We start from the raw sequence: 12,479 nt of genomic DNA, 5'->3' as shown, positions 1-12,479 counted from the left end.
ACATCGCTTGGCCGTCAGTCATCAAATGGATTTGGATGTGCGAACACCCCGTCGAACCGGTTCGGCGACCCGCGTCCGAAGTAGTGGCCTATTTTTGTCCGCGTCGTCGACGATGCTTCGATGAACAACGACGCCGGAGGGGACCGACGACCCTCGACCTGGACCCGCGAACACGCCAGCGGTCTCGAGCGGACGGCCGAGAACACCGCACCGGTCATCTACCCACCCGACGAGCCGACGGACCCGGACAACCACATCTGGGACACGTGGCTGTTGCGTACTCCCGACGGCGAAATCGCCGACGTCGGCGGCTACCGCGTCATCGTCGCCCTCTCGGCACCGAACGACCTCCTCCCGGGGAAGCGTCACGACGTCGCGACCCACCGTTTTTACTACTCCGCGGACGGGAGGACGTGGACGCCCGGCGGGACACTCTTCGGCGACTCCGACCCACTGGGGTCGCGCCAGTGGGCCGGGTCGGCCATCTACGACCCCGAGACGGGGGCCGTGTCGCTGTACTACACCGCGGCCGGACACAGAGACGAGTCGGACCTGTCGTACACACAGCACCTCGCAGTCGCCCACGGCGGCTCGATTCGCGTCGACGACGGCGTCCACTTCGACGGGCCGTGGGAGCACGACTCGCTCGCCCGCCCCGACGGTGAGTGGTACGAGCGCGAGGAGCAGTCGCGGGGGATGATCTACACCTTCCGCGACCCGTGGTACTTCGAGGACCCCGAGACGGGCGAGGCGTACATCCTCTTCGAGGGGAACACGCCCGTTCCCGAGGGGACCGACGCCTGCGGCGGCGACGCCGAACAACAGGCGTTCAACGGCTCTGTCGGTATCGCCCGGGCCGACCGTGACGACCCGACCGCGTGCGAACTCCTCCCGCCGCTCGTCGACGGCGTCTGCGTCAACCAGGAGCTCGAACGGCCGCACGTCGTCTACCGGGACGGCACCTACTACCTCTTCATCGCCAGCCACAAGCACACGTTCGCGCCCGGGCTCGACGGCTACGACGCGCTGTACGGCTTCGCCGCCGACGCCCTCTTCGGAGAGTACGAGCCGCTGAACGGGACGGGGCTCGTCGCGACCAACCCCGCCAACGCGCCGTTCCAGGCGTACTCGTGGCTCGCGTACGGCCACCGCGGCGAGATACTCGTCACCTCCTTTTTCAACTACTACGACTACGACCGGCCGAGCCTCGACGACGTCGGCCTTCTCCCGGCAGCGGAGCAGTTCCGCCGCTTCGGCGGGACGCTCGCGCCGACGCTCAGACTCGGCGTCGACGGTCTGGAGACGTGGATCCGCGGGACGCTCGCCCACGGCCACCTGCCGACGAAGGACGAGCCGCTGCCCGAGACGGAAACCGAGCGGCTCGCACGGCTCCGAGGCGAACGAGACGGCCGCGACGGCTACGGGCGCTGAGGGCGGCCGCGGGACCAGCACGGACCGACCGACGCGACGATGGGCAAGCGCGACAGCCCCGACGCGACGGCGGGCGAGCGCGACAGCCCCGACTCACCGCGGGAACGCGGCGTCGAGTGCCCACGCGTCGACGTCGATCGAGACGGTCCCCCCGTGCGCGACGAACGAGACACCCTCGGCGTCCTGCCGGGTCGGGTAGACCCGTGAGGTGAGACACCGCGAGTCGTTCGCGAACAGCTCGACGACGGAGCCGTCGACGAAGGCACGCAGCGAGAGCTCGTCACGGCCGGGGTGTCCGCCGTCGGCGACGTGTGCGTGTCCGTCGATGGGTTCGCCCTCGGTGGGGGCGAGTGGGAGGCGCTGTTCGCCCTCCTCTGCGCCGTGCCCGTGGCTGCTCCGCGAGCGGTCGACGACGAGTTCGTCGCCGACCCACCGAACCACGGTGCGCTCGGTACGCGCCGGCGACTCGAACAGGACGAGTTCGAACGTCGCCCCGGCGTCCCGTTCGAGGGTGAGGTCGAGTTCGTACGCGTTGCCCGAGAGGGGGAGGGTCCGCCGGTCACCCGAGTGGAGTTCACGCGTCTCGGAGACCGGTTCGCCGCGGAGCGACTCGAGTTCGGGGGCGGGTCGCTGTCTGAGGGTTCCCTCGTCGTCGAGGTCGACGACGCGAGGGAGCGTCATGAGCCCCGACCAGCCGGCCTGCCACTGTGGGTCGACGCCGCGTGCCTCGGGCACCCACGCCCACATCAGCTGTCGCCCCGTGTCGTCGGTCATGCTCTGGGGCGCGTAGAAGTCGCCGTAGTCGAGTCGCGCCTGCGACTCGACCTCGAAGCGTGGCGTCGAGAGGTCCGCCTCGCCGACGAAGTACTGGACCTCCGCGTAGTTCGAGACGTGCAGGAGCTGTTTCTCGCCGAAGTCGAGGAGTTCGGGACACTCCCACACCGTGCCAGCACCCTCCCAGTCGCCGGTGAGGAGCGGGCCGACGTACTCCCAGTCGTCGAGGCTGTCGCCCCGGTAGAGGAGCGCGGTCCCGCCGACGTCGGTCACGCCGGAGCCGATGAGGTGGTACCACGTCTCTCCCTCCCGCCAGACGCAGTGGTCGCGGAACTCCGCCTCCCAGTGTTCGGTTCCCAGGATTTCGAGGTCGTCGGGGACCGTCTCGATGACGGGGTTGCCGTCGTGTTTCCGCCACGCGGTGAGGTCGTCGGCCGCGGCCGTCGCCAGACACGGGAGCTGTCTCCGGTCGCGGCCCCCCGTGTACAGGAGCGTGGGCGTCCCGTCGTCGTCGATGGCACACCCCGACCAGCAGCCGTCGCGGTCGGGGCCGTCGGGGTCGGGTGCCAGCGCGACCGGCTGGTCCTCCCAGTGGACGAGGTCCTCGCTGGTGGCATGGCCCCAGTGGATGGTGCCGTGATTGGGGCCGCCGGGGTTGTACTGGTAGTAGAGGTGGTAGGTCCCGTCGTGGTGGATGAGCCCGTTCGGGTCGTTCAGCCAGTTCGCCGGCGGCGCGAAGTGGTAGTCGGGGCGGTGGTGGTCGTCCGCGAGCGCCGCGCGGAGGCGCTGGAAGCCCTCGGTCGTCGCGGGGCGGTCGGTGAAGTCGGGACAGCGCCCGCTTCCGAGCGAGACGAGGAGGTTCTCGACGAGTCGTTCCTGCGCGGCCGCACACTCGAAGTCGCGGGCGTGGGCGAACGAGAGGCCGACGCCGGCCCCGATGACTCGCCCCGGTCCGTCCTGCCACTCGACGAGCGGCTTCTGGTCGACGAGGAGGTCCTCGCCCCGCAGCCCGGCGGCGAGAACGGTCCCTCGTTCGGGGAGGACGCGCTCGTAGCGGGCGAACGCGGTGTCGGCGTCGGCCGCGCGGGTGTGGATTCGGAGCGAGTGGAACGTCTCGAACGCGGGGTGGTCGCGGTGGACGGCCTTCGCGAGGTAGCCAACCTGCGCCGGGGCGGTCTCGTGACCCGTCGCGTCGGGGGCGACCGGGTCGATGCCCAGCGGCGCGACGGCCGACAGCGCGTGCAGCGTCAGGAGGAGTCCGACCCCACCGTCGAGTGCGTCTGCGAGCGGGTCGGCGCAGGCGGCGAGTGTCGAGTCGCCGTCGTCGGCCCACTCGAGCGGGCGGTCGCGGTGCCACCAGCAGACGTCGTAGTCGGAGAGCCGCGCGTCGCCGGCAGCGACGGTCGTGAGGTCGATGTGGTCGACGGGGGTACCCTCGAGCGAGTCGTACGCCGCCACCTGCTCCGGCGTGCGCTCCCCCAGCGAGAGGGTCGCGACGCGAAGCCCGGACAGATTCATACCGCCGACTCCGTCGGGTGGGTGGAAAAACGCTTGCTTCGGTGCAGGTTGGAGCCACACAGTGGGAAGGCCGACGGGAGGGTCGGTGCTCGCTCTTTCGAGGGTTTTTCTGCGTCACCGTCCCCAGGATAGCCGTGGTCAGTTCGAGAACGGTCACGGCGCTCGCCGGCCTCTTCGCCAGCCTCCTCCTGGGCGCACTCGTCTGGTGGCAGTTCGACACGCTCGCGTTTTTCCTCTTCGTCCCGTTCGTCCCGTTCCTGTTGCGGGGAACGGGCGGGAGGACGGGAGACAGAGAGGGAGTCCGCGCGTGTCCGGCCTGTGGATTCGAGACGACGAACGACGCGTACGACTACTGCCCGCGCGACGGGACGCGACTGGAGTAGCGTCGCCACTCGGCGAGAGACAGCAGACAGTATAAGTCGCCGCAACCCCGACGGATGGATATGAAGCATCGCGAACTCGGTGACTCGGGCGTCGAGGTGTCCGAGGTCGGCTTCGGCGCGTGGGTCGTTGGGACGGACTGGTGGGGCGACCGCACGGAGGAACAGGCGGTCGAGTTGGTCCACCACGCCATCGACAACGGCATCACCTACATCGACACGGGCGACGTGTACGGCCACGGTGACTCCGAGCGCCTCATCGGCCAGGCCCTCGCGGACAGACGCGACGAGGTGACGCTCTCGACGAAGATCGGCTACGACTTCTACAACAACCCGCAGGCGGGCCACGGCGAACTCCCGAAGAAGGTGACTCCCGAGTGGATCCGGACCGCCGTCGACCGCTCGCTCGAGCGGCTCGACACCGACTACGTCGACTTCCTCCAGCTCCACAACGCGAACGTCGACGAGGTGACACCCGAGGTGGTAGAGACCCTCGAAGAGCTCCGCGAAGAAGGTACCGTAGAGGCGCTCGGCTGGGCGCTCGGCCCCTCCATCGGGTGGCTCGCCGAGGGCGACAGAGCGGTGGAACTGGACTTCGACGCGGTCCAGACGGTGTTCAACGTCTTCGAGCAGACACCCGGACGACACTTCATCGAGACCATCCGCGAACACGACGCCGACACATCGGTCGTCGCGCGCGTCCCACACTCGTCGGGCCTGTTGAACGAGCAGGTGACGCCCGACACCGAACTGGGGAAGGGCGACCACCGCGCGCACCGCCCCTCCGAGTGGTACGAGACCGGGTGGGAGAAACTCGAGTCGCTCCGGTTCCTCGAGCGGGACGGTGAGCGGACGATGGCGCAGGCGTCCATCCAGTGGCTCCTCGCGCACGACGAGGTCGCGGCGGTGACGCCCACGTTCCGCACCGAAGCGGACGTGACGGCGTGGGCGCACGCACCCGAGACGCCGCCGCTCTCCGACGAGGAGTTCGAGCGGGTCGAGGAACTGTACCGGACGAACTTCGGCGTCGACCGTTTCGACGGGATGGACTCGCTGCGCTCCTCGGTGGGTGGGGCGGACCTCGAAGGCGTCGACAAGCAGGCGGCGGGTGACTGACCATGTCGAAGAAGAAACTGCTGAAGGCCACGCTCGCGGTCCACGCCGTCCTCGCGACGCTCGTCGCCATCGACGCGCGCCGACAGGGTCGCTGTGTCGGCAAGTGGGTGGCGGTGACCCTGCTGACCGGACTGGTGGGTGTGCTCGTCTACGCGCGCTCGGGTGGCGACGACGCGGTCCCGCTGGACGAACTCGTCGACCAGGTCGAGTTAGAGTAAGCACTCGAACCGCGCGCCGCCGTCTTCGCCGTCGGTCACCCGCACCTCCCAGCCGTGGGCATCGGCGACCGACCGAACGATAGCCAATCCGAAGCCCGTTCCCTCCTCGTCCGTCGAGTAGCCGTGTTCGAACACCTGTTCGCGGTCGTCGGGCGGGATACCAGGGCCGTCGTCGGCGACGTAGAAGCCCGTCGGGTCCTCGGGCGAGCCGAGTGCACCGATGCGCACGGTCGGGTCGGGGCCGGCGTGTTCGACGGCGTTCCGAAGCAGGTTCTCGAGGAGTTCGCGCAGTCGGCTCCGGTCGGCTTCGACCGTCAGGCCGTCGACGACGACGAGGTCACCCGTGTCGAACGCCTGCCAGCAGGTCCGCGCGAGCGTCTCGAGGTCCACGGGTTCGGTGTCGCCGAGGCCGCGCCCCTGCCGGGCGAGAGTGAGCAGGTCGTCGATGAGTTCCGCCATCCGGTCGTGGCTCTCGGCCACGGCGGCGAGGTGCTCGCTGTTGCACTCCTCGCGGGCGAGTTCGAGCCGCCCCTGGGCGACGTTCAGCGGGTTGCGGAGGTCGTGTGAGACCACGGAGGCGAACTCGTCGAGTCGGCCGTTGCGCTCTTCGAGTTCCGCTCGCTGCTCGCGGAAGGCCGCCTCGCGCTCGGCCCGTTCGAGCGCCGCCTCGACGTTCGCACAGAGCACCTTCGCCAGCGAGACGTCGGTCTCGTCGAAGTAGTCGGGGAGCGTCGACGCCGCGAGGAAGACGCCGCGCTCGCCGAGCGGGACGATGAGCTCGCTCCGGAGGTTCGTCGTCGGGTCCATCACCCCGGATGCCTCGTGGACGTGGTCGTACACGCGCGTCTCGCCGGCCTCGAAGGCGTCGAACGCGAGGCTCTCGCCGGGTTCTAACGTCGGAATCGCTCCGTCCGTCCCGAGGAACTCGCGCGTCCGCTCGCTGACGGCCACGGGGACGAGCGCATCGGCGTCGGCGTCGTACAGGTGGACGCCGCACATGTCGTGGTGGAGGACGTCGCGGGCGGTGCCGATGGCGACCTCGGCGATCTCGGACTCCGTCTCGGCCACCATCAGGTCCCGCGTCGCCTCGTGAAGCCGTTCGAGCCGCTGCTCGCGGTGAACCCGGTCGAGCGCCGCCTCGACGTTCGTCGCCAGGAGGTCCATGAGCTCGACGGCCGTGTCGAAGCGGTGCTCGCGCTCGGAGACGGCGACGAGGAGTTCGGTATCGCCCAGCGGGACGACGATGAGGTCCATCGACGGGTCGAGGCCACAGGCGTCGCCCGACACGACGTGGGTGTCGCCGGTGAGGAACGCCCCCCAGACCGGCCCGTCGGTGGGGACGGTCTCCGGGAGCGTCACGTCGGATTCGGTCGACGCCACGGCAGTGAGGGTGTCGACGGTCGAGAGCGTGTAGACGCTCACGGCCTCGAAGCCGAGCACCTCGGTCGCGGTGTCGATGGCGACAGCGCACACGTCGCGGCGGTCGGCCGCCCGAACCAGGTCCGCCGTCGCCCGCTCCAGGACGGACCCGGTGTCGGTCCGGGCCGGCGCGGGCGGGACGACGACCGCCAGCGTCGCCGGTGCCCCCTCGTACTCGATGTCGGTGACGCGGACCATCGCCTCGACCGGTGACCGGTCCGGCCGGCGGATGCGCACCCGTCCGCTGAGCCCCCCGTCGGGAACCGGACGCTGGCCGTCGAGGAGGGCGCGAACGTCGGGGATGTCGTCATCGTCGTCGTCACCGCCGCCCACCGTGTCGAAGGCGAACACCTCGGACGGGTCGCGGCCGACGAGGGCCGCCGCGTCGACGCCGGCGAGCGCAGCGAGTCGCGCGTTGGCGTAGACGAGCGCGCCGTCGCGGACGACACACCGGCCGACGACGTCCTGCTCGGCGAGCGCACGGTAGTCCGGCATTATTGGAATCTTGGCAGCGATGAACAAAAACCCGGCGTCGGGCGGCAGATATCACGGGGACGTCACGACGCCTCCAGCGAGACGGTGCGGTCGCTCAGGCGAGGAAGACGTGTCGCGGGCGGTCGGCGAGGACGTCGCGACCCCACTGGACCGTCTCGCGGAAGTCGTCGGAGCGGAAGAAGCCCATCGCGTCCTCCTTCGAGCGCCACTGGCTGGAGATGAACATGTCGTTCTCGTCCTCGCGGTTGACCATCAGCGCGGTCTCGTGGTGGCCCGCCATCTCGTCGAGGAGCCCCTCGACGACGCCGAACTTCTCGACGAACTCCTCCTGGTAGTCGGGCTTGACGGTGTAGAACATCCCCATCGTCCCGAAGCCGCTCTCCTCACCGGCGCGGGAGACGACACCGGGCAGTTCGGAGAGGAAGCCCGCGGCCGTCTCCGCCGCGGAGCCGGTCTCCCAGATGCTCACCACGGCGGTCTTGTCGACCGAGTCGGCCTCGTAGACCGCGGTCTTGACGTGCGTGCCGTAGTGGTCGAAGTTCTTCCGCAGGCCGTCGACCTCCTCGAACAGGTCGTCGGGGTCGGCCTCGGAGTAGAGAACGGTCGCGTAGACGTCTTCGCCGTGTGGCTTGCCGGCGTAGATGTTCAGGTCGTCGAGTTCGCCGCGGATGTCTGCGCCGTCGGCGTCGTCGGCGTCGTGAGCGTCGTCGCTCGATTCGTCGTCACCGTGGTCGTGGCCATGTCCGTGACCGTGGTGCTCGTCCCCGTGTCCGTGGTCGCTGTCGCCGTGGGGGTGGTCGGAGCCGTGGGGGTGGTCACCGGCGGCCGCGTGGGCGTGGGGATGTCCGTCGTCGCTCCCCTCGGCCGTCGGCACTGACTCGCCCGCGAGGTACGCGCCGAGGTCCTCCGGCGGGAACCGGCGGCCCACGTAGAACTGGCCGAACTCGCCGTATCTGGCCGACACCTCGTCGAAGCGCATCTCGTAGACGATGTCCTTGATGTCCGTCGGGTCCGCTCCGAAGAGCGTGACGCCCCACTCGTACTCCTCGAATCCCACCGAGGAGGAGATGATCTGTTTGATACGCCCGGCGTACTCCCGGCCGGTGTCGCCGTGGGTGGACATCAGGTCGCGGCGCTCCTCGAAGGGGAGCATGTACCAGTTGTCCTCGCCCGACCGGCGCTTCGACATCGGGTAGAAGGAGACGTACTCGTCGTCGGGGAGGTCGGGCTTCATCTTCCCCTCGATGTACCGGCGCAGTCCCTCGTCGACGTCCTCCTCGTTCCCGGTGAAGTACGCGTCCGAGACGTACCCCGACACCTCGGTGACGGAGACGTACGAGGTGGCCTGGTCGGTGAAGCCGGCGAGCGCCGTCGTCTCGAACTGGCGTTCGGCGCGGGAGAGGTGGTCCAGCGAGGGGCGGAGGTGCAAGACGAGCAGGTCCGCCTTGTGGCCGAGGACGCTGAAGACGGCCGTCGCTCCCTCGTCCGCGTCCGCGACGGACTCGTGTGCGGAGAGGTAGCTGACGCCCTCCTCGACGGCGCGACTCCGCTCCCTGTCGGGGGCGTCGCGCCAGGCGTCCCAGTCGACGGTTCTGAAGTCGTGAAGCACGAACCAGCCCTCGTCTGTCGGTGGAGCTTCTGGCATACGCTGCGGTTAGGAGGGCAGCGGTATGGGGTTTGCGTGTTCCCGCGCCACACACCCGACGGACGGCGGGCACCCACCGCGGCCCCGACCCCGACCGAAGCGGCGACCAGCGTCGCGTACGTGGTCGGGTCGGACCGTGCGGAGCCATAGATTCATCCGCCCACCGAGAGAGTGGGAGGTGTGCCCACACACTGTTCACTCGACGACCTCGAGGCCGTCCCGGTCGACAGGCCGGGGACGGACGCGTCCGTCCTGCCGGTCGGCTACGAACTCCGTCCCGAGGAGATGCGCCCGGCCGTCTGGGCGCTTCCCGCCGGTGAGTCGACGCCGTACCACCGCCAGCGCGAACAGGAGGAGTTGTATCTCGTCCTCGCCGGTCGGTTCAGGGTTCGAACCGGCGGCGGTGGGGACGAGGAGGAGACGTTCGAACTCGGCCCGCGCGACGTGCTCGTGGTCGAACCGGAGACGGCCAGGCAGCTGACGGCGCTCGAAGACGGCGAGTTGTTCATCGTCGGCGCGCCGAACGTCAAAGACGACGGAGTCGTCCTCGACGGCGACTGACCCGGGTCAGGTCAGCAGCGTCGGCCCGAAGATGAGCAGCACGAGCGACGCGAGCATCACGAGGCCGACGCTCGTCGTCACGGTGCGGACGAGCGCGTGCGGGCTCTCGACCGGGAGCCGTGAGACGATGGCCTCGGTCCCGGTGCGGAGGATACGACCCCCGTCGAGTGGATACCCCGGGATGCAGTTGAACAGCCCAAGCTGGAGGTTGATCCACGCCGTCCAGAAGAGGAGGTTCGCGAGGATGAACACGCCGTCGCCGAGGGCCGACAGCGGCCCCTGAACGACGTAGAAGTTCGTCACCGCGGGGGTGAATCCCGGGAAGTTGGGGATGCCGAGGATGACCGAGGCGAGCGGGAGGATGAGAGCGACGTAGACGAGGCCGAGCGGCGAGTCGACGACGTTCACGGGGGCGCTCCCGCCCTCACCGCCGAGGAGCGTCAGGTAGGTCCCCGCGGGGTACGACTGTGCCCCGAAGTCGGTGAGGACCAGCCCCGACGTGCCGGGGAAGATGTTCACGCCGAGGAAGCCGTTCCCGTCGCGGGGGTTCTCACCGAGCGTGACGAGGTACGTCTCGTCCGCCCCGTCCACCCGAGCCCGTATCTCGACCTCCTGTCCGGGGTCGGTCTCGTCGAGAAGGGCGTTGAGGTCCGCCGAGGAGGTGACGCGCTCGCCGTCGAAGTCAGTGATGATGAGCGACCCGTTCGTCGGTGCTTCCTGGCCGAGCGGGCCGTCCTCGGCGACTCGTGTGATGTAGGCCCCGACGGGAATCGTCACGTCACCGCGGCTGGTCGACAGGCGGGCCGTCGTCGACCCCTCGGTGGCGGCCTGAAGCCCCGCCCGCGTGAACACCGGCGTCCCGTTGACGGCGGAGACGGTGATTGGTTCGTCGTCGCTCGCGACGGTCAGGTTCGCCGGGTTGCCGCCGACGGTCCCGACGACGACGAGGCGACGGTCGACGGGGACGGTCGTCGTCCCGTCGCCGCTGTCGACCGTCGTCTCGACGGTGCGGGCGTCCGTCGCCGACAGGGCCGCGTCGAGTTCGCCCTCGGAGGAGACGTTCTGCCCCGCCACGGCGAGGATGCGGTCGCCGCTCCCGATGCCGGCGTCGCCTGCGGGCGACCCGTCGTAGGTGCCCTGGACGGCCATCCCCGGGGCGACGCCGATGGCACCGACGACGGGTCCGAAGAGGAGGGCGAACGCGACGATCGTGATGGCGAAGTTGTTGGTCACGCCGGCGGCGAACATTCGGGTCCGCCCACCGCGGTCGGCCGCGCGCTGGCTCTCCTCTTCGGGTTCGACGAAGGCCCCGACGGGGATGAGCGTGAGGAAGACCAGTCCCATCGACTCGATATCGATGTTCTCGACGCGACAGAGGAGGCCGTGGCCACCCTCGTGGACGACCAGTCCCACGAGCAGGCCGAAGACGATTTCCGGGGCGACCGAGAGAGGCAGGAAGTCGTTGACGCCGGGGATGACGAGGAAGTTCTGCGGCTGGTTCACCTGCGTGGGCGCAGGCGGGTTCTGGAGGATACTGAGGCCCTGAAAGAGGAGGAGGGCGAAGGTGCCGACCATCACGACGAGCGTGATACCGACGCCGATGTTGCTCCACGCTCGCCAGAACCGCTTGGGGCGGGCCAGCCAGTCGAGGAAGTCCCGCCCACGCTTCGTGTGGAGGGTGGTGAGCGGTCCCTGAACGCGAACGGAGGAGGGAAGGATGCCGCGTGACTTCAAGAAGAACGCGACGAACGAGTACGCGAAGACGCCGACGAGCACCCAGACCAGCGTGTTCATCAGGGGAGGAGAAGGGAGCGACGCTGAAAGACGTTCGGATTGTGGCCGTCCCGCGGTGCTAACGCTCCCGACAGAGACGGCCGCACGCGGCGTGTAGACGGGGTTCGACGGTCACCTCACTCCGTCGAGGCGGACTCCGATTCGGACTCTGACTCGGCCGTCGACTCGAGTTCGATCTCGGTGAACTCGGCCTCCCGACCGGTCCGCTTCCGAGCGACGAGGTACGCGACCGCCACGACGGCGACGAGGCCGAGGACGACCAGCCACCGTCGGCTGCCGGCGGCCTCCTCGGTGTCCGTCTCCGCGTCGAGGTCGGCGTCGCTGTCTGTCTGCTCGTCGTCCGCCTCGCGTCCACGTGTGATATCGAGGAAACCCATACTGTTCTTCTGGTCGAAGGGCGGCAACCCTCTTGAGCGTGTCCCCTCGGCCGACGCTGGCTGTTCGACAGCGTGGGCGGTCCGTCCCGTTTCGCGTGGACCCCCGTCACCCGGTCCGGCGGGAAGCCCCCGTCCTCACCACGCCCGACGCTCGCGAAGGCGGAGATTCATATAGCGTGCCGACACCCACGACGTGTATCAGATGTTCGACGCCACCCACTACGAGGTCCGACAGAAGCTCGGAATCAGGACGCGGTACAACGTCTACGAGGGCGACTCCGACGCACCGATTCTCACCGCCAAGAAGAAGAAGCTCAAACTGAAAGAGGACTTCCGTTTCACCACGCCCGACGGCGAGGAGGCCTTTCGGGTACGGGCCGACAGCGTTCTCGACATCGCCGCCGCGTACGACATCGTCGACTCTCGAACCGGGGAACGCGTCGGGAGCCTACAGCGCGAGGTGGCCTCGTTCTTCAAACACGAGTACACGCTCGTGGACGCGAACGGGACCCGCGTCGCCGTCCTCCGCGAGGACAACCACCTGATGGCCGCGCTCAGGAGGCTGGTGACGACGCTCATCCCCTTCTCGTACGACATCGTCGCCCCCGACGGCACCTCACTCGGGAGCGTCGACGAGCAGTTCTCGTTCCGCGACCGCTACACCATCGACCTCACCGGCGACCTCGACCCGCGGCTCGCCGTCGTCGGGACGGTGGTCGTCGACGCCATCGAGGGGAACTGAGCGACACGC

The 12,479-nt window shown here is 69.1% G+C and carries 11 protein-coding genes; 6 read left to right on the top strand and 5 right to left on the bottom strand.

Annotated elements, in window-relative coordinates:
• Positions 1 to 120 precede the first annotated feature (120 nt).
• Entirely contained in the window at positions 121 to 1,431 is a 1,311-nt protein-coding gene (locus E6N53_RS06415; RefSeq protein ID WP_142857827.1) for a glycoside hydrolase family 68 protein, read from the top strand.
• A 93-nt stretch (positions 1,432 to 1,524) separates the two neighbouring features.
• Here E6N53_RS06415 and E6N53_RS06410 read toward each other — a convergent pair whose 3' ends face one another.
• Positions 1,525 to 3,723 (bottom strand): glycoside hydrolase family 32 protein, encoded by a 2,199-nt coding sequence (locus E6N53_RS06410; RefSeq protein WP_142857825.1) that lies wholly within the window; start codon positions 3,721 to 3,723, stop codon positions 1,525 to 1,527.
• 134 nt (positions 3,724 to 3,857) lie between these two features.
• Here E6N53_RS06410 and E6N53_RS06405 point away from each other — a divergent pair, with 134 nt between their 5' ends.
• The 3 genes from E6N53_RS06405 to E6N53_RS06395 are packed head-to-tail and all read left to right on the top strand — an operon-like array spanning position 3,858 to position 5,437.
• Positions 3,858 to 4,106: a hypothetical protein gene (locus tag E6N53_RS06405; RefSeq protein ID WP_142857823.1), complete on the top strand. Its 249-nt coding sequence runs from the start codon at positions 3,858 to 3,860 to the stop codon at positions 4,104 to 4,106.
• A gap of 60 nt (positions 4,107 to 4,166) precedes the next feature.
• Positions 4,167 to 5,219, top strand: coding sequence for an aldo/keto reductase (locus tag E6N53_RS06400; protein ID WP_142857820.1), 1,053 nt, complete (start codon positions 4,167 to 4,169; stop codon positions 5,217 to 5,219).
• Between the two features lie 2 nt (positions 5,220 to 5,221).
• A complete protein-coding gene (locus E6N53_RS06395; RefSeq protein WP_136589617.1) occupies positions 5,222 to 5,437 on the top strand; it encodes a hypothetical protein in 216 nt (71 codons plus the stop codon).
• Here the strand turns inward: E6N53_RS06395 and E6N53_RS06390 are convergent.
• Positions 5,429 to 7,351: a GAF domain-containing sensor histidine kinase gene (locus E6N53_RS06390; RefSeq protein ID WP_142857818.1), complete on the bottom strand. Its 1,923-nt coding sequence runs from the start codon at positions 7,349 to 7,351 to the stop codon at positions 5,429 to 5,431. The genes E6N53_RS06395 and E6N53_RS06390 overlap by 9 nt on opposite strands.
• 94 nt (positions 7,352 to 7,445) lie before the next feature.
• Positions 7,446 to 8,996, bottom strand: coding sequence for a heme-binding protein (locus E6N53_RS06385; protein ID WP_142857816.1), 1,551 nt, complete (start codon positions 8,994 to 8,996; stop codon positions 7,446 to 7,448).
• Positions 8,997 to 9,176: 180 nt separating this feature from the next.
• Between E6N53_RS06385 and E6N53_RS06380 the strand changes: the two genes are divergently transcribed.
• Entirely contained in the window at positions 9,177 to 9,557 is a 381-nt protein-coding gene (locus E6N53_RS06380; protein ID WP_236642313.1) for a cupin domain-containing protein, read from the top strand.
• A gap of 6 nt (positions 9,558 to 9,563) precedes the next feature.
• On the opposite strand, the gene E6N53_RS06375 is transcribed toward E6N53_RS06380, so the two are convergent.
• Positions 9,564 to 11,351, bottom strand: coding sequence for a site-2 protease family protein (locus E6N53_RS06375; protein WP_142857814.1), 1,788 nt, complete (start codon positions 11,349 to 11,351; stop codon positions 9,564 to 9,566).
• 116 nt (positions 11,352 to 11,467) lie between these two features.
• Entirely contained in the window at positions 11,468 to 11,728 is a 261-nt protein-coding gene (locus E6N53_RS06370) for a hypothetical protein (protein ID WP_136589621.1), read from the bottom strand.
• Positions 11,729 to 11,930: 202 nt separating this feature from the next.
• Between E6N53_RS06370 and E6N53_RS06365 the strand changes: the two genes are divergently transcribed.
• Positions 11,931 to 12,470 (top strand): LURP-one-related family protein, encoded by a 540-nt coding sequence (locus tag E6N53_RS06365; protein ID WP_136589622.1) that lies wholly within the window; start codon positions 11,931 to 11,933, stop codon positions 12,468 to 12,470.
• Positions 12,471 to 12,479 lie beyond the last annotated feature (9 nt).

It is taken from the genome of Salinigranum halophilum (assembly GCF_007004735.1).
In the GTDB taxonomy this organism is placed as follows: Archaea; Halobacteriota; Halobacteria; order Halobacteriales; family Haloferacaceae; genus Salinigranum; species Salinigranum halophilum.
Note: the sequence above shows the minus strand (reverse complement) of the source record. Positions and strands in the feature narration are given on the sequence as shown.